At 73.8% G+C, this 21,731-nt stretch carries 21 protein-coding genes; 6 read left to right on the top strand and 15 right to left on the bottom strand.

From position 1 onward, the window contains the following. Positions 1-66 precede the first annotated feature (66 nt). Positions 67-2,016: an anthranilate synthase family protein gene (locus ACIP9H_RS12665; protein ID WP_401959036.1), complete on the top strand. Its 1,950-nt coding sequence runs from the start codon at positions 67-69 to the stop codon at positions 2,014-2,016. A gap of 67 nt (positions 2,017-2,083) precedes the next feature. Continuing rightward, the gene (locus tag ACIP9H_RS12660) at positions 2,084-2,470 is read left to right on the top strand and encodes a hypothetical protein (protein ID WP_401584042.1); all 387 of its coding nucleotides are present in this window, start codon (positions 2,084-2,086) and stop codon (positions 2,468-2,470) included. A 6-nt stretch (positions 2,471-2,476) separates the two neighbouring features. Here ACIP9H_RS12660 and ACIP9H_RS12655 read toward each other — a convergent pair whose 3' ends face one another. The 5 genes from ACIP9H_RS12655 to ACIP9H_RS12635 form a co-directional block, all read right to left on the bottom strand. Further along, positions 2,477-3,127 (bottom strand): uridine kinase, encoded by a 651-nt coding sequence (locus tag ACIP9H_RS12655; protein ID WP_401584040.1) that lies wholly within the window; start codon positions 3,125-3,127, stop codon positions 2,477-2,479. 131 nt (positions 3,128-3,258) lie between these two features. Next, positions 3,259-4,287: a 6-phosphofructokinase gene (locus ACIP9H_RS12650; RefSeq protein WP_401584038.1), complete on the bottom strand. Its 1,029-nt coding sequence runs from the start codon at positions 4,285-4,287 to the stop codon at positions 3,259-3,261. Between the two features lie 175 nt (positions 4,288-4,462). After that, the gene (locus ACIP9H_RS12645) at positions 4,463-5,122 is read right to left on the bottom strand and encodes a response regulator (protein WP_401584035.1); all 660 of its coding nucleotides are present in this window, start codon (positions 5,120-5,122) and stop codon (positions 4,463-4,465) included. Positions 5,123-5,139: 17 nt separating this feature from the next. Next, positions 5,140-6,291, bottom strand: a complete 1,152-nt coding sequence (gene macS, locus ACIP9H_RS12640; RefSeq protein WP_401959197.1) for a MacS family sensor histidine kinase — start codon at positions 6,289-6,291, stop codon at positions 5,140-5,142. A 109-nt stretch (positions 6,292-6,400) separates the two neighbouring features. Further along, positions 6,401-7,102: a lysophospholipid acyltransferase family protein gene (locus ACIP9H_RS12635; protein WP_360911391.1), complete on the bottom strand. Its 702-nt coding sequence runs from the start codon at positions 7,100-7,102 to the stop codon at positions 6,401-6,403. Between the two features lie 142 nt (positions 7,103-7,244). On the opposite strand from ACIP9H_RS12635, the gene ACIP9H_RS12630 reads away from it, so the two are divergent. Beyond that, positions 7,245-8,048 (top strand): alpha/beta hydrolase, encoded by an 804-nt coding sequence (locus ACIP9H_RS12630; protein ID WP_401584033.1) that lies wholly within the window; start codon positions 7,245-7,247, stop codon positions 8,046-8,048. After that, complete coding sequence (locus ACIP9H_RS12625) at positions 8,041-8,568, top strand: hypothetical protein (protein ID WP_401584030.1); 528 nt, start codon at positions 8,041-8,043, stop codon at positions 8,566-8,568. Before ACIP9H_RS12630 ends, ACIP9H_RS12625 begins: the two co-directional genes overlap by 8 nt. A 6-nt stretch (positions 8,569-8,574) precedes the next feature. Here ACIP9H_RS12625 and ACIP9H_RS12620 read toward each other — a convergent pair whose 3' ends face one another. From ACIP9H_RS12620 to ACIP9H_RS12590, 7 genes are all read right to left on the bottom strand, one after another. Continuing rightward, entirely contained in the window at positions 8,575-9,339 is a 765-nt protein-coding gene (locus tag ACIP9H_RS12620) for an endonuclease/exonuclease/phosphatase family protein (RefSeq protein ID WP_401959032.1), read from the bottom strand. 9 nt (positions 9,340-9,348) lie between these two features. Further along, the gene (locus tag ACIP9H_RS12615) at positions 9,349-9,498 is read right to left on the bottom strand and encodes a hypothetical protein (protein ID WP_401959030.1); all 150 of its coding nucleotides are present in this window, start codon (positions 9,496-9,498) and stop codon (positions 9,349-9,351) included. A 133-nt stretch (positions 9,499-9,631) separates the two neighbouring features. Continuing rightward, on the bottom strand, positions 9,632-10,573 hold the full coding sequence (locus ACIP9H_RS12610; RefSeq protein WP_360911399.1) for an ROK family glucokinase: 942 nt from the start codon (positions 10,571-10,573) through the stop codon (positions 9,632-9,634). 89 nt (positions 10,574-10,662) lie between these two features. Continuing rightward, entirely contained in the window at positions 10,663-11,064 is a 402-nt protein-coding gene (locus ACIP9H_RS12605; RefSeq protein WP_401584023.1) for a DUF5304 family protein, read from the bottom strand. A 79-nt stretch (positions 11,065-11,143) separates the two neighbouring features. Continuing rightward, positions 11,144-12,337: an ArsA family ATPase gene (locus ACIP9H_RS12600; protein ID WP_401584020.1), complete on the bottom strand. Its 1,194-nt coding sequence runs from the start codon at positions 12,335-12,337 to the stop codon at positions 11,144-11,146. Position 12,338: 1 nt separating this feature from the next. Further along, complete coding sequence (locus ACIP9H_RS12595) at positions 12,339-12,782, bottom strand: SRPBCC family protein (RefSeq protein WP_360911405.1); 444 nt, start codon at positions 12,780-12,782, stop codon at positions 12,339-12,341. 99 nt (positions 12,783-12,881) lie between these two features. Then, positions 12,882-13,649 (bottom strand): metallophosphoesterase, encoded by a 768-nt coding sequence (locus tag ACIP9H_RS12590; protein ID WP_401959027.1) that lies wholly within the window; start codon positions 13,647-13,649, stop codon positions 12,882-12,884. A 285-nt stretch (positions 13,650-13,934) separates the two neighbouring features. Here ACIP9H_RS12590 and ACIP9H_RS12585 point away from each other — a divergent pair, with 285 nt between their 5' ends. Then, positions 13,935-15,731: an AMP-dependent synthetase/ligase gene (locus tag ACIP9H_RS12585; protein WP_401584015.1), complete on the top strand. Its 1,797-nt coding sequence runs from the start codon at positions 13,935-13,937 to the stop codon at positions 15,729-15,731. Positions 15,732-15,838: 107 nt separating this feature from the next. Here the strand turns inward: ACIP9H_RS12585 and ACIP9H_RS12580 are convergent, their stop codons facing one another. Further along, entirely contained in the window at positions 15,839-16,969 is a 1,131-nt protein-coding gene (locus tag ACIP9H_RS12580; protein ID WP_401959025.1) for a glycosyltransferase family 4 protein, read from the bottom strand. Positions 16,970-17,104: 135 nt separating this feature from the next. On the opposite strand from ACIP9H_RS12580, the gene ACIP9H_RS12575 reads away from it, so the two are divergent. Beyond that, a complete protein-coding gene (locus tag ACIP9H_RS12575) occupies positions 17,105-18,361 on the top strand; it encodes a glycosyltransferase 87 family protein (protein WP_401584010.1) in 1,257 nt (418 codons plus the stop codon). A gap of 1,050 nt (positions 18,362-19,411) precedes the next feature. On the opposite strand, the gene ACIP9H_RS12570 is transcribed toward ACIP9H_RS12575, so the two are convergent. Together ACIP9H_RS12570 and ACIP9H_RS12565 are read right to left on the bottom strand one after the other, a co-directional pair. Then, positions 19,412-20,497, bottom strand: coding sequence for a M48 family metalloprotease (locus ACIP9H_RS12570; RefSeq protein ID WP_401959023.1), 1,086 nt, complete (start codon positions 20,495-20,497; stop codon positions 19,412-19,414). Then, the gene (locus tag ACIP9H_RS12565; protein ID WP_401959196.1) at positions 20,494-21,672 is read right to left on the bottom strand and encodes a hypothetical protein; all 1,179 of its coding nucleotides are present in this window, start codon (positions 21,670-21,672) and stop codon (positions 20,494-20,496) included. The genes ACIP9H_RS12570 and ACIP9H_RS12565 overlap by 4 nt, the downstream gene beginning before the upstream one ends. Positions 21,673-21,731 lie beyond the last annotated feature (59 nt).

Raw genomic sequence — 21,731 nt, 5'->3', positions numbered from 1 at the left:
CTGTGCGGCCGTCCCTTCCCTGGTGGTCCCCCTTGACGGATGACCGGACGATCGGAAGGACCCGCCGTGGACGACGAGAAGAACCCGCTTACCGCAGCAGCGCTCGTGGAGCGGCTGCTGGACCCGGCATGCCCGCCGTTCGCGCTGATCCGGCGCAGGACGCCGGGGCGCGACACGGACACGGTCGAGGTGCTGCTCGGCCCCGTCTCCACGGTGGAGCGGCTGACGGACATCGCCCTGCCGAAGGGGGCGCCGGAGGGCGGCCGCCCGGTCGCCGACGCGCTGGCGCTGGTGCCGTACCGGCAGATCAGGGAGCGCGGGTTCGAGGCGCGGGACGACGGGACGCCGCTGGTGGTCCTGCACCCGCAGGAGGCGTACGAGATCCCGCTGCCGGAGCTGGAGCGGGCGCTGCCCGCCCACCAGGTGCACGTGGAGCACGGCGGCTTCGACGTGGACGACGACGCCTACGCCGGGATCGTGGAGCGGGTGATCGAGGACGAGATCGGCCGCGGCGAGGGCGCGAACTTCGTGATCCGCCGGACCTTCCGCGGACGGATCCCCGGCTTCTCCGCGGCGGACGCGCTCGCGCTGTTCCGGCAACTGCTGGACGGCGAGCGCGGCGCCTACTGGACGTTCGTGGTGCGCACGCCGGAGCGGACCCTGGCCGGGGCGAGCCCGGAGGTGCACGTCCGGATGGCGGGCGGCACGGTCGTGATGAACCCGATCAGCGGCACCTACCGCTACCCGCCGCAGGGGCCGGACATGGACGGGCTGCTCTCCTTCCTGCGCGACGTGAAGGAGGTGGAGGAGCTGACCATGGTGGTCGACGAGGAACTGAAGATGATGTGCACCGTCGGCGACCTCGGCGGCGTCGTCGTCGGCCCGCGCCTGAAGGAGATGGCGCACCTGGCGCACACCGAGTACGAGCTGCGCGGCCGCAGCACCATGGACGTCCGCGACGTGCTGCGCGAGACGATGTTCGCCGCGACGGTGACCGGTTCCCCGGTGCAGAACGCCTGCCGGGTCATCGAGCGGTACGAGCCCGGGGGCCGGGGCTACTACGCGGGCGCGCTGGCGCTGATCGGCCGGGACGGCGGCGGCGTCCAGACCCTGGACTCCCCCATCCTGATCCGCACCGCGGACATCGACGCCGCGGGAGGTCTCGGGGTGCCGGTGGGGGCGACGCTGGTCCGCCGCTCGGACCCGTACGGCGAGGTCGCCGAGACCCACGCCAAGGCGGCGGGCGTCCTGGCGGCCCTGGGGGTCCGGCCGGGCGCCGCCCGCGAGCCGGGAGGGCCGCGGCGCCGGCTCGGCGACGACACGCGGGTGCAGGCCGCGCTGGCGGGACGCCGCCGCAACCTCGCGCCGTTCTGGCTGCGGATGCAGGCCCCCGCCGGCGAGGGCGAGCCGGGCCCGCTCGCCGGACGGCACGCCTTCGTGGTCGACGGCGAGGACACCTTCACCGCGATGCTGGCGCACGTCCTGCGCTCGTCGGGGCTGGAGGTGACGGTGCGCCGCTACGACGCGCCGGGCCTGCGCGAGGCCGTGCGCGCACACCGCGGCCCGGTCGTACTCGGCCCGGGGCCGGGAAACCCGGCGGACACCAGGGACCCCAAGATGGCGTTCCTGCGCGCACTCGCCGCGGAACTGGTGCGGGACCACCGGCACGGGCTGCTGGGCGTGTGCCTCGGCCAGGAGCTGATCGCCGCGGAGCTGGGTCTCGACATCGTGCGCAAGGACGTCCCGTTCCAGGGCGCGCAGACGGCGGTCGACCTGTTCGGGCGCACGGAGACGGTCGGCTTCTACAACTCCTTCACCGCGCGCTGCGGCGACAAGGCGGCGGAGGAGCTGGCCATGCACCGGGTCGAGCTGAGCCGCGACCCGGCCACGGGCGACGTGCACGCGATGCGCGGACCGGGCTTCGCCGGGGTGCAGTTCCATCCCGAGTCCGTGCTCACCCTGAACGGCACGGCGATCGTGACGGAGCTCCTGGCGTCGCTGGTGACCGCCGGCTGAGGCCGGGTCGGCCCGGCCCGGGCGAACGGACGGGGTGGACGGGGTGGGCGGGGACGTTGAACGGCACATGGAGTCCGCGCACGCCCGTCCCGTCCCGTCCCGCGCCGACGGCCCCATGAGGTTCGGGGTGCTCCTCGCGGCGGCTCCGCTGTTCCTGCCGGCCCTCATCGTTCGGGCCGGGTCCTTGTTCCGGGCGGCAATGCAACCGCACCAGATGGACTGCGCGGAAACCGGGTCGTTCCTCGGCGGCGCGATACCAAGCGAGGCCACGGACATCAGCTGCCCGGGCTGCTCGGTCGACTTCCGGCTGCCGCACGACCGGGCCGGGGCACTGCTGACCGCCGCGTATCCCCGGCTCACGGAAGCGGACCCCTCCACCTGCGTCGCCGACCTCTGCCCGGAGGGCGGTGCCGACGGCACCGCGGACGTGCACATCGACGCCTACGACGTGTGAGGGCCGTCAGACGGCGGCCGCGGGCAGCTGCCGCGTCCGGGGCGCGGCAGCGCGGGACCGCCGGGGGCGTACGGGGGCGACGGGCTCGGGGGCCGGCGCCAGGGTGGCGCCGACCAGTCCGAGGACGGCGGCCAGCATCTCGGGGCCGTCGGCGGTCCCGTCGACCACCAGGTCGGCCCGGGCCCGGGAGGGCGCCACATGGGCGGCGTGCCGGTCCCGGCCGGTCTGCAGGTAGTTCCGCAGCGACAGCAGCGGGTCCTGCCGCTGGACCTCGATCTTCCGCAGGATCTTGCGCGCCAGGCGGACGTCGTCGGGGGCGTCCACGTACACCCGCCAGGCCGCCCGTGACAGGACGGCCGGGAGGGTGAGCGCGAACAGCCCCTCGACGACGACCAGGCGCACCCCGGGCAGCAGCCGGGCCGCGTCGATCGCCTCACCGACGGCGGTCTCGTCGATGGAGCCCGGATGGTTCCAGTCCAGGACCTCGTGCCCGCCGGCGCTGACCGTCCACACGCCCCTGCGCGGGTCGTGCGCGGGCACGTAGTGGTCGTCCAGGTGGATCAGTGCGATGGTCTCGGTACAGGTCAGCGACAGGGCTTCGGCCAGCGTGGACTTGCCGGATGCGGTGCCGCCTGCGACCGCCAGTACACCCGTCATGCCGGGCGCTCCTCATGTGCTCAAGGGGGAAAAACGAAGCGGCCGGACAAGCCGGGTGGAGGGAATGTACGGCCGCGTGTTCGCCCATGGCAAGCGGGGAAAGCCCAGGGGACGCCGGGGAAACGAGCTGTTTACCCGAAGAAGACACCGGCCTCGGCGTACAGCTTCGGGTCGACCGTCTTGAGCTGCTTGGTGGCGTCCGCCAGCGGGACCCGGACGATGTCCGTGCCGCGCAGGGCGACCATCTTCCCGAAGTCCCGGTCGCGGACCGCGTCGATGGCGTGCAGGCCGAAGCGGGTGGCCAGCCAGCGGTCGAAGGCACTGGGGGTGCCGCCGCGCTGGACGTGGCCGAGGACCGTGGTGCGGGCCTCCTTGCCGGTGCGGCTCTCGATCTCCTTGGCCAGCCACTCGCCGACGCCGGACAGTCGGACATGGCCGAAGGAGTCGAGGCTGCCGTCCTTCAGCACCACGTCGCCGTCCTTGGGCATCGCCCCTTCGGCGATGACCACGATCGGCGCGTAGCGGATCTTGAAACGGCTCTCCACCCAGGCGCAGACCTGGTCCAGGTCGAAGCGCTGCTCGGGCACCAGGATGACGTTGGCGCCGCCGGCCAGGCCCGAGTGCAGGGCGATCCAGCCCGCGTGCCGGCCCATGACCTCGACCACCAGGACGCGCATGTGCGACTCGGCGGTGGTGTGGAGGCGGTCGATGGCCTCGGTGGCGATGTTGACCGCCGTGTCGAAGCCGAAGGTGTAGTCGGTGGCGGCGAGGTCGTTGTCGATGGTCTTCGGTACGCCGACGCAGGGGACCCCGTACTCGTCCGACAGGGCGGTCGCCACCCCGAGGGTGTCCTCGCCGCCGATCGCGACGAGCGCGTCCACCTCGTACTTGGCGAGGTTCTCCTTGACCCGGCGCACGCCGTTCTCCGTCTTGAGCGGATTCGTGCGCGAGGAGCCGAGGATCGTACCGCCGCGCGGCAGGATCCCGCGGACGGCCGGGATGTCGAGGGGCACGGTGTCCCCTTCCAGCGGCCCGCGCCAGCCGTCCCTGAAGCCGACGAACTCGTATGCGTACTCCTGGACACCCTTGCGCACGACGGCACGGATGACCGCGTTGAGCCCGGGGCAGTCACCGCCGCCGGTCAGGACGCCAACTCGCATGATCCTTCCCCTTCCCGTTCGCACCATTTGCCTGCGCCGAAGACGCTAGCGTGACCGGTGTCACATACGGGATGGGCCGTTCGGTGAAATCCCTTGGCACGCGGGCAGGTTGGAAGGCCGGATTCACTCGTCCGAGTGCGGCAGGCGGAGCAGTGCCATGAGGGCGCCGGCGGGGTTACTCCTCGTCGAGTCCGCGTTCGATGGCGTAGCGGACCAGCTCGACGCGGTTGTGCAACTGGAGCTTGCCCAGGGTGTTCTGCACATGGTTCTGCACGGTGCGGTGCGAGATGACGAGCCGTTCGGCGATCTGCTTGTAGCTCAGCCCCTTGGCCACCAGGCGCAGTACCTCGGTCTCGCGGTCGGTGAGCCGCGGCGCCTCGGGCCGGTCGGCCGCCACGGGCGCGGGGTCCGAGGCCAGGCGCCGGTACTCGCCGAGGACGAGGCCGGCCAGGCCGGGGGTGAAGACGGGGTCGCCGACGGCGGTGCGGCTGACGGCACCGAGGAGTTCGTCCCGGCCGGCGGACTTCAGCAGATAGCCGGTGGCACCGGACTTCACGGCCTCCAGGACGTCCTCGTGCTCCCCGCTCGCCGACAGCACCAGCACCCGCAGGGCCGGGTTGTCGGCGATGACGTCCTTGCAGACCTGGACGCCGGACAGGCCCGGCAGGTTGAGGTCGAGGACCAGCACCTCGGGCTGCGCGGCCTTGGCGCGGCGCACCGCCTCCGGGCCGTCGCCCGCCGTCGCCACCACGACGTATCCCGCCTCGGTGAGGTCGCGCGCGACCGCGTCCCGCCACATGGGGTGGTCGTCCACCACCATCACCTTTACGGCCATGACCCCAATCTCCTCCCTCATTTGCCGAGCCTCAACTCGACTTCTGTCCCCTGGCCGGGCACCGACACCAGCTCCGCCGCGCCGCCGAGGTCGCGCAGCCGCCCCCTGATGGACTGGGCGACGCCGAGCCGCCCCTCGGCCTCCGCGTCGGCGAGCCGGCCCTCGGGGATGCCGGGCCCGTCGTCGCGGACGCTGACGAGGACCGCGTCGGGCGCGTCCTCCAGCAGGATCCACGCGTGCGCCCGCTCCCCCGCGTGCTTGCGCACGTTCTCCAAGGCGGCGCCCACCGCGGCGGCGAGTTCGGCGGCCGCGTGCGCGGGCAGCAGGACGGGGGTGCCGGGGGCGGCGACGGTGACACGGGTGCTGCCGTACGGGGTGAGCAGGGCCCGCAGGTCGCGGGGCGCATCGGGGTCCGGGGCCGCGTCGTCCGCTCCGGCCTGGCGCGGAGCGGGGACCCCGGACAGCGCCGCGGAGCCGCCGCCGATCAGGGCGCGCAGGGCGGCCTCCTGCTCACCGGCCATGATGCCGAGCGCCTCGGCCTGGCCGCCGATCTCGGTGCCCCGCCGCTGCACCATCGCGAGCACCTGGAGGACGTTGTCGTGGATGTCCCGGGCCAGCCGCTCCCGCTCCCGGGTGGCGGCCTCGATCTGCAGGGCGCGGGCGAGGGTGCGCTCACTGGCGCGGGCGACCTCGACGACGTAGCCGATCGCGATGCTGGCGATGGCCACCAGCAGCACGTTGTGCACGGTGTCGCGGGCCGGGGCGCCGCGTTCGACCAGGTTGGCGCCGCCGACCAGGCAGGAGGCGGCCGCCGCCCAGCGCCAGCCGCCCTTGATGGCGAAGGCGAGGACCGAGCCCGCGGTCCATATCGAGGGCAGGGTGGGCCCGCCCTCGACGATGCGCTGGTGCGTCTCGACGACGGGGGTGAGCAGGATGCCGGTGAGCGCGATGCCGAGGTCCACGAAGAGGAAGCCCCGGGTGCACCGCTGCGGCGAGCTGACCATGCCGAGCGTGGCCAGCGTCCACACCACGAGCACCGCCATGAACGCGATGCCCGGCACCGGCCGGGCGTGGCCGTCGTAGCCGACGGCGAACAGCGCGACGGCATAGCCGGCGGTGAGCAGCCGGTAGCCCGTCAGGGCGCGCCACAGCGGCTGCTCGACCGACATGCGGACGACACGCCCCTTCGGGCGCCCGGCCGTCCCCGCCGCCGGGCGCGCGACCGTGCCGCGGGCCGTGTCCCTGGCCATGGGCCTCCCCCGTTCCCCCGGGCCGGGGCTATGCCCCGGGTTCTGCCTGCTGCTTCTTCGCCGCCTCGGCGATCTGGCGCTTGGCGGCGGAGGCGTAGACGTCCACGTACTCCTGGCCGGAGAGCTTCATGATCTCGTACATCACCTCGTCGGTGACCGAGCGCAGGATAAAACGGTCCTGCTCCATGCCCTGGTAGCGGCTGAAGTCCAGCGGCTTGCCGATCCTGATGCCGGGACGCATCAGCTTGGGCATGACCTGGCCCGGCGGCTGGATCTTCTCGGTGTCGATCATGGCGACCGGGATCACCGGGGCGCCCGTGGCGAGGGCGATCCGGGCCAGGCCGCCGGGCTTGCCGCGGTAGAGCCGCCCGTCGGGCGACCGGGTGCCCTCGGGGTAGATGCCGAAGAGCTCGCCGGACTCGATGACCTTTATCCCGCTGCGGATGGCCGCCTCGCCGGCACCGCGCGCGCCCGAGCGGTCCACCGGAAGCTGGCCGACGCCCTTGAAGAAGGCCGCGGTGAGCTTGCCCTTGACGCCCGGCGTGGTGAAGTACTCGGCCTTGGCGATGAAGGTGACCTTGCGGTCGAGCACGGCCGGCAGGAAGAAGGAGTCGGAGAAGGACAGATGGTTGCTCGCCAGTATCGCGGGTCCCCGCTTGGGGATGTTCTCCATGCCCTCCACCCACGGCCGGAAGGCGGCGCGCAGGGGGTGGCCGATCGCGATCTTCATCACGCCGTACAACAACCGATGACCTCCTGTGTCTGACGGGAAGACCTTAACGCCAGATCGGGCAGGGCTCTCCCCCGGTGTGAGCCGTCCGCGTACTGTGAGGTATCGCTTTCCGCGCATTCCACCGAACAGGAGACCTACGGTGCCGCTCATGCCCGGGGCCGAGTCCTATCGCCACGACGGCGGCGACATCGGCGTCCTGCTGTGCCACGGCTTCACCGGCACTCCGCAGTCCATGCGCCCGTGGGGCGAGTACCTGGCCGGGCGTGGTCTGAGCGTGTCGGCGCCGCTGCTGCCGGGGCACGGCACGCGCTGGCAGGACATGCAGGTCACCGGGTGGCAGGACTGGTACGCCGAGGTCGACCGGGAATTCCGCGCCCTGTCCGGACGCTGTGAACGCGTGTTTGTCTTCGGAATGTCCATGGGCGGTGCGCTGACGCTGCGCCTCGCCGCCCAGCACGGCGCGGCGGTCAGCGGTATCGCCCTCGTGAACCCCTCGGTCAAGGCCGACAGCCATCAACTCAAGGCCGTGCCGGTGCTGAGGCACTTCGTGCCCTCGGTGCCCGGCATCGCCAGCGACATCGCGAAGGAGGGCTCCACGGAGGTGGGCTACGACCGCACCCCGCTGCACGCGGTGCACTCCCTGAGCCGCTTCTGGACCCTCGTGCGGCGCGACCTGCCCCAGGTGACCCAGCCGCTGCTGCTCCTGCGCAGCCGGGTCGACCACGTCGTCCACCCGTCCAACTCGGCGCTCGTGCTCAGCCGCGTGTCGTCGACGGACGTGACGGAGACCGTGCTGGAACGCAGCTACCACGTCGCCACCCTCGACCACGACGCAGAGACGATCTTCGAGCAGTCCTGGGAGTTCGTGCGCCGGCTGACCGGCGCCGGGCCGTCCGCGGGCGACGACGAGAGCAACGAGAAGGAGGACGCCGCCCGTGGCTGAGCCCGAGGACGACCGCCGTCCGCTGCCCGAGGGCGGCGAGCCCGAGCCCAAGCCGGTCGACGAGGCCGCCGCCTGGGCCGAGATCGTGGCGGGGTACGACGACGACCCGGAGCCCGGCACGGCGTCCTGGCCTGAGGCCGAGGACGTCGCCGAGGGTTCCGGCAAGCCCGGCCCCGTCGTGGTGCCGACGACGCCCGAGACCACCTCCATCGTCATCCACCCCGTGCTCTCCGGTCCCCGCGACTACGAACTCGACGAGGACGAGGACGAGGGCCACTTCGTGCCGCCGGAGCCGCCGCCGCTGCCGAACGCCGACGTCACCACCAAGTTCGCCTGGCTGGCGGCGCTGGGCGGTCCGCTGCTGATCTTCGCGTTCGTCCTCTTCCAGGAGGAGATGCCGTGGTGGGCCATCACCGTCGGCATCGGCGGCTTCCTGGGCGGCTTCGCCACCCTGGTCACGCGGATGCGGCCGGGCGGCGACGAGGACGACGACCTGCCGGGCGGCGGCGCGGTCGTCTGAGCCCGGTCAACGCACCGACGGCACCCTGAGGGCGGCCAGGACCGGAAGATGGTCCGTGGCCGCCCTCAGGTCTGCGCGGGTGACGCCGCGCAGCGCCTCGGGGACACCGCAGCCGAGGACCTCGATGCCGGAGGTGGCGAAGACGGCGTCGATGCGCTGGTGCGGGTCGCCGGGCGTGGAGGTGTACTCGCCGCCCCAGGGCCGGACCGCCCAGGCGTCCTGGAGTTGACCGGCGAGCCGGCGGAAAGTGCGGCCGTCCGGGCGGTCGTTGAGGTCGCCGCCGGCCACCGCGTGGGGCTCGCCCATCGCGGCGAGGCGGTCCAGCAGCATCCCGCCCTGCGCGTAGCGCTCCTGGGACCGCAGCGACAGATGGCAGCTCAGCACGGACAGCCGGGCCCCGCCGATCCGGACCACGGCGGTCGCGAAGCCGCGCTGGTGCAGCCCGGGGGTGCGCGGCAGCAGGACGTCCTCGGTGCGCTCCACGTGGACCCGCAGCGAGGAGAGCACCAGCGGGCCCGCGGCGGTCGCCCCGCCGGTGACCGTCACCATCCCCGAGTCCCGGGCGAGCCGGGCGACCGCCTTGCGCCAGCGGAAGAAGCGGGGTGCCTCCTGGATCAGCGCGATGTCGGGCGCGCAGGCCCGGATGACCCGGCCGAGCGCGGCCTCGTCGTCCCTCATCGAGCGGACGTTCCAGCTCAGGACGCGGACGACGGCGGAGCCGTCCGGCTCCGTACGGGACGCCGGCAGATCCGGCCGCGGGACCTCGCTCACGCCGTCACCCTACTCGCCCGGCACAGCGGTGCCCCCGCACTCCGCGGAAGCCGGGTACCGGGGCACAGGCGGCCAGTTGCGCTGCTCGGCCTCGACCAGCGCGATGCCGGGCGCACCGGCCTGGATGACCCGGCCGAGCGCGACCTCGCCGTCCCTCATCGACCGGACGTTCCAGCTCAGGACACGGACGACGGCGGAGCCGTCCGGCTCCGTACGGCACAGCGGTGCCCCCGCACTCCGCGGAAGCGGGGTACGGGGGCACCGGTGCTCAACGGGCGGCCGGTTGCGCGGCTCAGCCCTGGCGGGCTAGGTCGGCGGCGCCGACGAGACCGGCCTTGCCGCCCAGTTGGGCGGCGAGGACCTGGGCGTGCGGCCGCAGCTGACCACCCACCAGCCAGCGGCGGAAGGACTTGCGGATCGGGTCGAGGACGAGTTCGCCCTCGTCCGAGACACCGCCGCCGACGATGAAGGCGGAGGGGTCGAAGAGCGACGCGAGGTCGGCGAGTCCGGCGCCGGCCCAGCGGGCGAGTTCGCGGAACGAGTCCACCGCCACGCTGTCGCCGCCGCGCGCGGCCTGGCTGATGTGCTGGCCCTGGATGCCCTCGGGTGTGCCGTCGCCGAGCGAGAGCAGCAGCGCCGCGTTCTCGGGCTGGGCCACGGCGCGCTGCTTGGCGTAGCGCACCAGGGCGCGGCCGGAGGCGTACTGCTCCCAGCAGCCCTGGCTGCCGCAGCCGCACAGCAGTCCGTCCGGGACCATGCGGATGTGGCCGAACTCGCCTGCCACGCCGAAGCGGCCGCGGCGCAGCTTGTTGCCGATGATGATGCCGCCACCGAGTCCGGTGCCGAGCGTGATGCAGATGACGTCGTCGTGGCCCTGGCCGGCGCCGAAGCGGTACTCGCCCCAGGCGGCGGCGTTGGCGTCGTTCTCGACCACGACGGGAAGTCCGACGCGCTGCTCGACCTTGTCCTTCAGCGGCTCGTGCCGCCAGCGGATGTTGGGCGCGAAGAGCACGGTGGCCCGCTTGTCGTCGACGTAGCCGGCGGCGCCGATGCCCACGGCCTCGACCGTGTGGCTCGTGCTGACGTCGTGGACGGCTGCGGCGATGGCGTCGACCACGCCTTCGGAAGTCGACGGAGTCGGCACCTTGACGATTTCGAGAATCGAGCCTTCCTCGTCGACCACGCCGGCCGCGATCTTCGTGCCGCCGATGTCGACGCCGATGGTGAGTCCCATGTGTCCCTCAGTATTCGGTCGATCCCCGCTGCGTCCAACCGTACCGGAGGGCGGGGTCCGCCCCGTTCCGCCCTTTGTTCAGTTCGTGTTCAGTCCAGGTCAATGCGTTCGCTGGACGGGCCGGCGTCGCCGGAGGTCCAGCGCCGTTCATGGCCTCCGACGGCGGCCCGGTAGGCGGCCATCAGTTCGGCGCCGGCCGCCGCGAGGTGGTCGAAGACCTCGGGGTTGCGTTCGACGACGGGCTCGACCGCCTGCCTCACCTGGGCGATGAGCCCCTGGGCGGCCATCTCGGCGGCGGGGCTGCGCAGCAGGGAGATCCGCTCGGTCACGGCCTCGGCGAGCCGTCGCAGTTCCTCCGCCGCACTGCCCGGCTCCTGCCCGGACTGCTGGCGGCGGCGGGCCTTCTCCGCCGCGATGTCCTCCGCGCTCGCCTTGGCCCAGGCGTCGTGATCGGCCGCGGGGCGGTCGGTACGGTCCGTGGATTCGCTCATGGTGGGCTCCGTGGGGCGCTCCGGCTTTTGACTACGACGTTACCCGAATGAAGCCGGTGCGTTCAGGGGGCCATCGCCGTCATCGGGGCCAAAGCGCCGGATCGGGAACGAACCGGACCTGCAGCGCGCCGTCGCGCAGGGCGGCCCCCTCCACGGTGCAGCGGCGCAGCGCGGACGGCAGCGGCAGGATGCGCCGGTGGCCTTCGGCGTCCACCACGAGCTCGTCGCCGCGGCGGACGAGGTCCACGGTGTCCCGCAGCGCGCCCGGCAGCGGCAGCCGCCACAGGAAGTGGCCCTCGGCGGCGAGCCGGTCCTCGGTGGTCCAGGGCGGCGCGGCGGGGCCCTCGGCGGCCGGGGCGGGCGGCTCGGCCCCGAGCCGTGCCAGGTCCCCGGTCCCGCGCGGTTCGCGTCCCAGGTGCGGCAGTTCGTGCAGGGCGGTGCCCGTGTCCGCGATCTCGGCGCGCAGGGCGCGCAGTTCCTTGCGCTGCACGCCCGACAGTTCGGCGAGCCACGGGTCGGGCGAGTGCGCGGGCAGCAGCCGGTTGGCCACGACGGCCTCCAGCCGGTGCCCGTGCAGGGCCAGTCCGGCCCGGGCGTGGCGCACCGCCTCGGCGGCGTGCGCGCCGGGCTCGACGACCAGCCGTACGGTCGTCGCCGCGTCCTCCACCACGGCCTGGGCGGCGGCCAGTTCGCGATCGGCGCGGGCGGCGGCCTCGTACGCCCAGGGGCCCGGCGCGGGGACACCGGCCAGCTGGGCGAGGACCGGGCGCAGGGCACGGGCGGCCTGGCGCTGTTCGGGCAGCAGCCGGGCGAGGTAGCGGCGCAGTTGCTCCGGCAGGGCGAGTGCGGCGAGCGCCGCGCGCACCGGCGGGAGGTCGGCCACGACCAGGTCCCAGCCGTCCGCCGTGTCGCGCAGGGCGCGGAGCAGGGCGAGCGGTTCCGCGCCGGGGAGTTCGGTGAGCTCCTCGGGGTCCAGCGGCGCGGCGCCGAGCAGTTCGAGCAGTGCGCCGACCCGGCCCTGGAGCTCCATGGCGTCGGCCCGGAAGGAGGCAGCGGGGTCGATCCGGGCGGCCCACAGCCCCGGCACGGAGGGGACAGCGACGGGGACGGGGCCTGCGGCGGCGTCCGTGCCGAGAACGCGTTCCAGCGCCCCGCCGCGGTCCGCGGACAGGAGCAGCACCCGGCGCCCGGGGGCGGCGGCGGTCACGGCGGTGGCGGCCGCGACGGTGGTGCGGCCCGCCCCGCCGGCACCGGTGACCAGGACCGTGCGCACGTCAGTCCTGGGACTCGACGCGCTTCTTCAGGCCGGCGAGGGCACGGTCGATGATGACCTTCTCGGCCTTGCGCTTGATCATGCCGAGCATGGGGATCTTGACGTCGACGGTCAGCTGGTAGGTGACCTCGGTGCGCTTGCCGTCCTCGACGGGGACGAGGAGGTAGGCGCCGTCCAGGGTGCGGAGCATCTGGGACTTGACCAGCGTCCAGCGCACCTCGCTGGTGCCGACCCAGGTGTAGGCGAGGGTGTGGTCGTCCTTGATCGCACCGGCGTCGAGGAGGAGGCGGACCTGCTCGGCGCGGCCCTCGGGGTCGGCGGCGAGGATCTCGGCCTCCTTCACCTCCCCGGTCCACTCCGGGTAGCGGGCGAAGTCGGAGATGACACCCATGACATCGGCCGGGGCCGCGTCGATCGTGATGCTGGACCTCGTGTGTTCCGCCATCGCCGTGGCCCCTCCGGGACGTCGCGTCATGTACCTGCTGTCGTGTGCCTGCCGCTGAAGGCTACCGCCTGGTCGGACGCCCGCAGACCTCCGGGGCCGTCACCATTGCAGTGCCCACGGCGTTCTCGTCGAGTTGAAGTGACCGACGTTCACGCATTCGGTCGTGCCGATGCGCATCCGGGGCACCAGCGGCTGGTGGACGTGGCCGAACAGGGCGTACCGGGGCCGGGTGCTGCGGATCGCGTCCAGCAGGGCCTCGCTGCCGCGCTCGAAGCGGCGGGCGACCGTGTCGTAGCAGAGCTCGGGCACGGCGGGCGGGATGTGCGAGCAGAGCACGTCGACCTTGCCGAGGGCGGCCACCTTGGCGGCGTAGGTCTCGTCGTCGATCTCGTACGGGGTGCGGTAGGCGGTGCGCAGGCCGCCGCCGACGAAGCCGAAGACCAGGCCGCCGATCTCGGCGGTGGCGCCGTCGAGCACGGTCGTGCCCGGCCCGGCGTACTCGGGCCACAGCGCGGGGATGTCGACGTTCCCGTACGTGGCGTACGTCGGCGTGGGGAAGGCGGCGAACAGTTCGGCGTACTGGCGGCGCACGGCGGCCTCGATGGCGGTGCGCCGGTCGGTGCCCAGGCCGCCCCACAGCTCCCGGTCCAGGGCGCGGGCCTCGTCCCAGCGCAGGGCGGTGCGCAGGGCGACCATGCGGGAGGCGTTCGCCGCGCCGAACAGGTCGGGGAAGATGCCGCGCGAGTGGTCCGCGTAGTCCATGAACAGGACGAGGTCGCCGAGGCAGACGAGGGCGTCGGCCCCCTCCCCGGCCTTGGCGAGCGCCTCGGCGGCGCCGTGGACATCGCTGACGACGTGGACACGCATGCCGATCACTCTAGGCCGCCGGGCCGGGCCCGCGGGCGGTGCCGGCGGGGCCCTTGTTACCTGCGGGTTGTCGGGTACCTCGACTAGGCTTTCCACCAGTGGATACGCGCTGGGCCGCAGCGGACCACCGGAATGTGACCACGATGTGACACACAAAACATCTACACGGCACCCCCTACCGCTGGAGCTTTACCGGTGGGTAACGTCCGGGCAGTCCGCACCACTGTTCACCCCCGCAGTGGCCGCAGCCAGCACCGCCGCCGGCGCCGATGAGGAGCAGCAGTCTTGCGCGAGTTCAGCCTTCCGGCACTCTACGAGGTCCCCGCGGACGGCAATCTGACGGATCTCATCCGCCGCAACGCCGCTCAGCACCCGGACGTCGCCGTCATCGCCCGCAAGACCCCCGCCGGTGACTGGGCGGACGTCACCGCCACCGCGTTCCTCGCCGAGGTGCGCGCGGCCGCCAAGGGCCTGATCGCCTCGGGCGTGCAGCCCGGCGACCGGGTCGCCCTGATCTCCCGCACCCGCTACGAGTGGACGCTGTTCGACTTCGCCGTGTGGAGCGCGGGCGCCGTCACCGTTCCGGTCTACGAGACCTCCTCGGCCGAGCAGGTCGAGTGGATCCTGTCCGACTCCGGCGCGGTCGCCGCGATCGTGGAGACCGAGGCGCACGAGAAGTCGGTGGAGTCCGTCCGCGAGCGCCTGCCGCAGCTGAAGCACGTGTGGCGCATCGAGGGCGGCGCCGTGGAGACGCTGACCGCCGCCGGGACCGACATCGCCGAGGCGACGGTCGACGAGCGCGGCGCGTACGCCAAGGCCGACTCGCCCGCGACCATCGTCTACACCTCGGGCACCACCGGCCGCCCCAAGGGGTGCGTGCTCAGCCACCGCGCCTTCTTCGCCGAGTGCGGCAACGTGGTGGAGCGGCTGAAGCCGCTGTTCCGGACCGGCGACTCCTCGGTGCTGCTCTTCCTGCCGCTGGCGCACGTCTTCGGCCGGCTGGTCGAGGTGGCCAGTGTGATGGCCCCGATCAAGCTCGGGCACGTCAGCGACATCAAGAACCTGACCGGCGAGCTGTCCTCGTTCCGGCCGACGATGCTGCTGGGCGTGCCGCGCGTGTTCGAGAAGGTGTACAACTCCGCCCGCGCACAGGCGCAGGCGGGCGGCAAGGGCAAGATCTTCGACAAGGCGTCCGACGTCGCGATCGAGTTCAGCCGCGCCCTGGACTCGGCGAACGGGCCCTCGCTGGGCCTGCGCTTCAAGCACAAGGTCTTCGACCGGCTGGTCTACAGCAAGCTGCGCGCCGTGCTCGGCGGCCGCGCCGAGTACTCCATCTCCGGCGGCGCGCCGCTCGGCGAGCGGCTCGGCCACTTCTACCGGGGCATCGGCTTCACCGTCCTGGAGGGCTACGGCCTGACGGAGTCCTGCGCGGCCACGGCCTTCAACCCCTGGGACCGTACGAAGATCGGCACCGTCGGCCAGCCGCTGCCGGGTTCCACCGTCCGCATCGCCGACGACGGCGAGGTGCTGCTCCACGGCGAGCACCTGTTCAGCGGCTACTGGAACAACGAGGCGGCGACGGCGGAGGCCGTCACGGACGGCTGGTTCCACAGCGGCGACATCGGCGCGCTGGACGAGGACGGCTACATCACCATCACCGGCCGCAAGAAGGAGATCATCGTGACCGCGGGCGGCAAGAACGTCGCCCCGGCGGTGATCGAGGACCGCATCCGCGCCCACGCGCTGATCGCGGAGTGCATGGTGGTCGGCGACGGCAAGCCGTTCATCGGCGCGCTGGTGACCCTGGACGAGGAGTTCCTGCCCCGCTGGGCCGAGCAGCACGGCAAGGCCGGCCGCACGGCCGCGGCGCTGCGGGAGGACCCGGACCTGCTGGCCGAGGTGCAGTCGGCGGTCGACGACGGCAACGCCGCGGTGTCCAAGGCGGAGGCGGTGAAGAAGTTCCGCGTCCTGGCGACCCAGTTCACCGAGGAGTCCGGGCACGTGACGCCGTCGCTGAAGCTGAAGCGCAACGTGGTACTGCGGGAGTTCGCGGACGAGATCGCCGCGATCTACACCACCTGAGCACCGGCGGTCCCTGACGACCGTCGGCGGTGGCCGCCGTACGCCTCGCGCGGACGGCGGCCACCGGTATTCCGGGGGCGGACCGGCCGCGGGGCCTGCGGGCCGCGCTAGAGAAGCGCCTTGAGCCGGTCGGCCAGCAGGTCCCAGCGCCAGGCGTCCTCGACCCACTTGCGTCCGCGCTCGCCCATCCGCTGCCGCAGTTCCGCGTCGCCGAGCAGGGCCAGGATGCGGTCGGCGGCGTCCTCCGGCACACCCCCGCGCACCACCCAGCCGGTCTCGCCGTCCAGCACCGCGTCCGGCGCTCCGCCGGAGTCGCCGGCCACCACGGGCAGCCCGGTCGCGGACGCCTCCAGGTAGACGATGCCGAGCCCCTCCACGTCCAGCCCGCCGCGACGGGTGCGGCAGGGCATGGCGAAGACGTCGCCCGCGCCGAAGTGCGCGGGCAGTTCCTCCCAGGGCACCGCCCCGGTGAAGACGACCGAGTCGGTCACCCCGGTCTCCGCCGCGAGCCGCTTCAGCTCCTTCGCGTACGGTCCGCCGCCGACGACCAGCAGCACGGTGTCCGGCTGCACGGCCAGGATGCGCGGCAGCGCGAGGATCAGGGTGTCCTGGCCCTTGCGCGGCACGAGGCGGGACACGCACACCACCACCGGCCGGTCCGCCAGCCCGAGGCGGGCCCGGACGGCGCCGCCGCCCGAGGCGGGGTGGAAGGTCTTCTCGTCGACCCCCGGGGGCAGCTGCACCATGCGCGCCGCGGCCCGCGGGCTCAGCACGGGCGCGATCCGCGACCGGGTGTATTCACCCAGATAGGTGATCGTGTCGGTGCCCTCGCCGATCCGGCGCAGCAGCCGGCGGCTGCCGGGCAGCTGCGCCCACCCCGCCTCGTGGCCGTGCGTCGTCGCCACGATCCGCCGGGCACCGGCCTTCCGCAGCGCCGGGGCCATCAGGCCCAGCGGCGCCGCCGCGCCGAACCACACCGACGTGCAGCCGTGCTCCCGCAGCAGCTCCACGGCCCGTCCGGTCACGCGCGGGGTCGGCAGCAGCATCGACGTACGGTCGCGGACGACCGGGAAGGGCTGCTCGGCGTCAAAGCGGGCGACCTCGGAGCCGTCCCGCCACGTGGAGGCGTACACCACCACCTGCCCGGGATCCAGGCGCAGCGCCATGCTGTGCACGAAGGCCTGGATGCCGCCGGGGCGGGGCGGGAAGTCGTTCGTGACGATCAAGGTCTTGTCCATACGGCGCCGAGCGTAGCGCTTGCGGGCCCCGGCAACCGACCGAGGCCGCCGATGCGTCCTTGAGAACCGGGGCCCGTCCACAGGCGCGACCGGCATCGTGCATCATCACACCAGAGGCGATACGACGAGGTGGACATGGCAGGCAGTAATGGCGGGAGGTCCCCGGTGGGACCGGCCCTCGCCTGGGTGATCACGCGGATCGCGTTGCTGCTGTGCGTGTTCAAGGTGTTCAGCGTGTCGCCGATCGACGTCACCTCCGACGTCTCGGCGATCTACCACGGCTGGTACGACGTCCTGCGGTCCGGCACCTTCCCGCTGCACGACGTCACCTGGCAGTACCCGCCCGCCGCCGCGCTGGCCGTGCTCTCCCCCGGGCTGCTGCCGTTCCTCGACTACACCACCGCCTTCTTCTGGCTGGCGTCCGTGGCCGACGTGGTCACCTTCGCCATGCTGCTGCACGGCTCGCGCGGCGAGGGACGCCGGCAGGCGGGCGTGTGGGTGTGGGTGGTGGGCGTGCCGCTGCTGGGACCGACCGCGTACGCCCGGTACGACGTGATGGTCACCGCCGTCGCCGTGGCCGCGCTGCTGGCGACCGTACGGCGGCCCAGGGTCGCCGGCGCGCTCATCGCCTTCGGGGCGATGCTCAAGGTCTGGCCCGTGCTGCTGCTGACCGGGGTGAGGGACCGCCGGGTGTGGACGGCCGCCGTGGCCGGCGCGGGCGTCCTCGCGCTGGGCTTCTGGCTCTGGATGCCGGGGGCCTTCGCCTTCCTGCGGTTCCAGGGCGAGCGCGGCACCGAGGTCGAGTCGCTGGGCTCCCTGGTCTTCCACATCGCCCGGCACCACGGCTGGCAGGGCCAAGTGCTGCTCAACTACGGCTCCGTGGAGTTCCTCGGTCCGTACGTCGCCCTGGTCAGCGACATCGCGCTCACCCTCACCGTGACGGCCTTCGCGTGGCTGCTCCTGTGGCGGCTGCGGGCCCGCACCCTCGACGCGGCGACGCCCTTCGACGCGGCCTTCACCGCCGTCCTGCTGTTCACGACGACCAGCCGGGTCATCAGCCCGCAGTACATGATCTGGCTGATCGGCATGGCGGCCGTCTGCCTCACGCTGCGCGCGAGCGTCATGGCGGTGCCGGCGGTGCTGGTGATCGTGGCGACCGGCGTGACCCTCTACGAGTTCCCGATCCGCTTCGGCGACGTCGTCACCAGCACCCCCCTCGGCATCACGCTCCTCGTGGTCCGCAACGGCCTGCTGGTCGCCGCCTGCGTCGTCGCCTGCCGCCGCCTGTGGACCTCCACGGCCCGCGACCCCGGCCCCTTCCCCACCGCCCCCGTGTCCTCCCCCAAGGCCGAACCCGAGCCCGACGAAGGCCGCGAACTCCTCACGTGGTGACCCCGACCGGGCGGACGGGGCCGTCCAGCGGGCGCACGGCCGATCGGGCCGAACGCCCCAGACGCCACCGGCCGCCGTCCCCGGCCCCCGCGGCCCACCTGGTGACCGCGCCCTGCTCGACAGCCAGGCGCGCCGCCGGACGCCGTGTACGGAACCCCACGGCCCCTTCCCGGCGAAACCCGGTAACCCGGCATAACCCGGCACAGATCAGGCGGGTCCGCACAGCACAGGTACACAGCACGCAGTGGATCGGCCCGGACACGATCGCGCCCGCCAGGCGCCGCCGCACGCCCCGCGCCGACCGCCACTGCCCGCGTCCCCAGCCCCTTCCCCATCATCCCCGCAAACCCACTCCTCCAAGGACGGGTCCGGAGCCCGGCACAGGCCGCGAACTCCCTACCCGGTGATGACGCCTTGCCCGGCCCGGATCAGGCGGACGAGCCCGCGAAGGCGGGGCGGCCGGGATGCGCTGCGCGGCCGGGCAGTGGGTCCCGAAGGGCAGGTGCAGGGCGCGCGGCGGGTCCGGGTCGGAGACATCGGCGACCGTCAGGCGCCGCCGACCACCGTGTGTGGGCCCCGGCCCCTTCCCCACCGCCCCGGAGGGCCCTCCGTCCCGCGCAGCCCGAGCCCGACGAAGGCCGCGAACTCCTCACCTGGTGACCGTGCCCGGGCGGACGAGCCGCGTCGCAGGGCGGATCGAGCCGGGCGCGCCGCCGGACGCCGGACGCCGTGTGCGGAACCCCACGGCCCCTTCCCGGGGAAAGCCGGTAACCCCGCCTGGGCCCGGCACCGATCAGGCGGGCGCGTCGGCCCACCGCAGGTGCGCAGCACGCAGTGGATCGGGTCGGACACAATCGCGCCCCCCAGGCGCGGCCGAACGCCACGGCCCGCGGCCCCAGCCCCCTCCCCCAACGACGAGTCCGAGCCTGACGAAGGCCGCGAACTCCCCACCTGGTGACCGCGCCCACGCGGACGGGCCCGCGTCCAGCAGGCGCGCGGCGGGTCGGGCCGGGCGCCGGGCGCGGAGCCCCGCGCCCGGCGCGGCGCGGCTCAGGCGGGCGGGGTCGCGAACGCGCGGGCGGCGGCGATGCGCTGGACGGGGGTGGGGTGGGTGCCGAAGAGGAGGTGCAGGGCGCGCGGCGGGTCGGGGTCGGAGACGTTGGCGACTGTCAGGCGGCGCTGCATGGCGATGAACTCGGCCGGGTCACCGGTGAGTTCGAGGGCGTGCCGGTCCGCGCGGCGTTCGGCGCTGCGGCTGACGGCGCAGCCGAGGGGGCCGGCCAGGGCGGAGCCGACGGCCGCCGCCGCGGCGAGCAGGAAGAGGCCGCGGGGGTCGTCGGCGGCGTACGGGGAGGCCGCGGCGAGGAAAGCGGCCAGGACGCAGACGCCCGCGGCGGCGCCGAGCGCGCCGAGGAGGGTGCCGCGCAGCACGTCGCGGTGCTTGACGTGGCCGAGTTCGTGGGCGACGACGAGTTCCACCTCGCCGGCCGGTGCGGTGGTCACCAGGGTGTCGTAGGCGACGATGCGCCGGGTCCTGCCGAAGCCGGAGACGTAGGCGTTGAGGGCGGTCGTGCGCCGTGAGGCGTCCGCGACCAGGACGTCGCGCACCGGGACGCCGTCGCGTGCGGCCAGCGCCAGCAGGGCGTCCCGCAGCGGCCCGGCGTCCATGGGCCGGAAGCGGTTGAAGAGCGGTTCGAGGACGACGGGGGCGAGCCAGGACAGCGCCACGGCCGCGCAGGCCGCGCCGAGGGCGGCCCAGGCCCAGCCGAGCCCGTAGAAGCCGTACAGGGCGGCGAGGGCGAGCGGCACGGAGACCAGCAGGCCGCGCAGGACGTCGGCCGCCCAGCCGCCCCAGCCCTGGGTCACCAGGCCGTAGCGGTGGCGGACGACCCGTACCCGGGCGGAGAAGGGCAGCACGACAGCCTGCCGGAGCAGGACGAGGAGGAGCCCGCCGGCGAGGACGCGCAGCCCCCAGGCGTCGCCGAACACGCCGGTCAGCGCGGCCCCCGCGGGGGTCAGGCCGAGCAGGAGCAGCAGGGCGAGGCCGGTGAGGCGGCTGCCGAGCAGGGGCGGCAGCTGGGCCCGGCGCAGCGCCCTGCCGCGTTCGGTCTCGGCGGGGCTGAAGTCCTCGGTCATCCCAACTCCCGCTCGACGTAGGCGCGCCAGCGCGCGGTGAGCTCGTCGGTGCCGATCCCCAGCACGCGGCGTGTGTCCGCACCGGCACGGTACAGGGCGACGAGCCGGGCGTCGCCCCATTCCTCCGCGATGAACCGGCAGGCCAGCCAGGCGCCTTCGTAGGCCTGCGCGAGCCCAGCGGCCCGGGTGCCGAAGGCCGCGTCGGAGGGCAGCGCCCGGGGCACGTGGCCCGCGGCGACGTCGCGGGCGAGTTCGGGGGCGACGGCCGGTGCGGAGCGGCCGGTGCCGCGGTAGGCGACCCAGTCGGCGAAGCCCTCGGAGAGCCAGAGGGGGGTGCCGGGTGCGGTGGCGGAGCGGGTCGCCACATGGGTGGCCTCGTGGGTGAGCACGACGCGGCGGCCGAAGGCGGACAACTCCCCGAAGGCCTCGGGGTTGACGATGACGCGTCCGCCGGGGGCGTCCGAGGCGGGGCCGCCGGCCTCGCCCGTGGTGACGGCGGCGATGTCCCGGTAGGCGTCCGCGGGGGCGCCGAGCAGTTCGCCCATGTTCCGCAGCGACGCGGGGACCTCCACGACGATCCTGCCGCCCCAGCCGCGCGTGCCCCAGGCCCGCAGCACGGCGGGGACCGCCCGGTCCGCGTCGGCGGCGTACGTCTTCAGAGAGGCGGTACCCGTGGTGCCGAGGACGAGGCTGTGCGTGCCGCGCACCACCCGCACCGGGCCCTGCTCCCACAACTGGTCGCCGTCCGCGCCCTCGGCGGCGACGCGCCACTGCCCGTCGCCGTCCTGCCCGAGCCGCACCGACTCCTGTGCGGCGACGGGCGCGCTGTCGTAGCCCTTGACGCGGTAGTCCAGTTCGACGCGGGCGGCCGGGCGGTCGCCGCCGTCCACCGAGACGACCCGGTACGACCAAGCGGCCAGCGGTACGTCTGCCAGATTCCGGAAGACCTGCCGTTCGGCGGCGCGGCGGGCGGGTACCGCCCCGGCGAGGTACGCCGGCTCGTCGCGGTGCAGCAGGGCCGCCGCCCGCCCGTCCAGCAGCCGCTGCACGGCCTCCCGGTCCGGGCGGTCGCCGAGGTCCCCGGTGGGCCCGCAGCCGGCCAGTACCGCCGCGCAGCACAGCGCGGCGGCGGCAGGGCGGACGAGGGGACGGCGGGTGCGGGCCACGCCGCCGATCGTACGTTCCCCCGGTCCCGGGCAACCGGTCGGGCGACCGGCCGGGCGACCGTCACACG

It is taken from the genome of Streptomyces sp. NPDC088732 (genome assembly GCF_044751205.1).
Lineage (GTDB): Bacteria > Actinomycetota > Actinomycetes > Streptomycetales > Streptomycetaceae > Actinacidiphila.
Note: the sequence above shows the minus strand (reverse complement) of the source record. Positions and strands in the feature narration are given on the sequence as shown.

Excerpts from the sequence above, each read along its gene's own strand:
- ACIP9H_RS12580 (WP_401959025.1), bottom strand. The coding sequence starts at position 16,969 with ATGGACAAGACCTTGATCGTCACGAACGACTTCCCGCCCCGCCCCGGC.
- ACIP9H_RS12635 (WP_360911391.1), bottom strand. The coding sequence starts at position 7,102 with ATGAAGATCGCGATCGGCCACCCCCTGCGCGCCGCCTTCCGGCCGTGG.
- ACIP9H_RS12615 (WP_401959030.1), bottom strand. The coding sequence starts at position 9,498 with ATGAGGGACGGCGAGGTCGCGCTCGGCCGGGTCATCCAGGCCGGTGCG.
- ACIP9H_RS12590 (WP_401959027.1), bottom strand. The coding sequence starts at position 13,649 with ATGCGTGTCCACGTCGTCAGCGATGTCCACGGCGCCGCCGAGGCGCTC.
- ACIP9H_RS12595 (WP_360911405.1), bottom strand. The coding sequence starts at position 12,782 with ATGGCGGAACACACGAGGTCCAGCATCACGATCGACGCGGCCCCGGCC.
- ACIP9H_RS12645 (WP_401584035.1), bottom strand. The coding sequence starts at position 5,122 with ATGGCCGTAAAGGTGATGGTGGTGGACGACCACCCCATGTGGCGGGAC.
- ACIP9H_RS12655 (WP_401584040.1), bottom strand. The coding sequence starts at position 3,127 with ATGACGGGTGTACTGGCGGTCGCAGGCGGCACCGCATCCGGCAAGTCC.
- ACIP9H_RS12650 (WP_401584038.1), bottom strand. The coding sequence starts at position 4,287 with ATGCGAGTTGGCGTCCTGACCGGCGGCGGTGACTGCCCCGGGCTCAAC.
- ACIP9H_RS12605 (WP_401584023.1), bottom strand. The coding sequence starts at position 11,064 with ATGAGCGAATCCACGGACCGTACCGACCGCCCCGCGGCCGATCACGAC.
- ACIP9H_RS12570 (WP_401959023.1), bottom strand. The coding sequence starts at position 20,497 with ATGACCGAGGACTTCAGCCCCGCCGAGACCGAACGCGGCAGGGCGCTG.
- ACIP9H_RS12660 (WP_401584042.1), top strand. The coding sequence starts at position 2,084 with ATGGAGTCCGCGCACGCCCGTCCCGTCCCGTCCCGCGCCGACGGCCCC.
- macS (WP_401959197.1), bottom strand. The coding sequence starts at position 6,291 with ATGTCGGTCGAGCAGCCGCTGTGGCGCGCCCTGACGGGCTACCGGCTG.
- ACIP9H_RS12575 (WP_401584010.1), top strand. The coding sequence starts at position 17,105 with ATGGCAGGCAGTAATGGCGGGAGGTCCCCGGTGGGACCGGCCCTCGCC.
- ACIP9H_RS12610 (WP_360911399.1), bottom strand. The coding sequence starts at position 10,573 with ATGGGACTCACCATCGGCGTCGACATCGGCGGCACGAAGATCGCGGCC.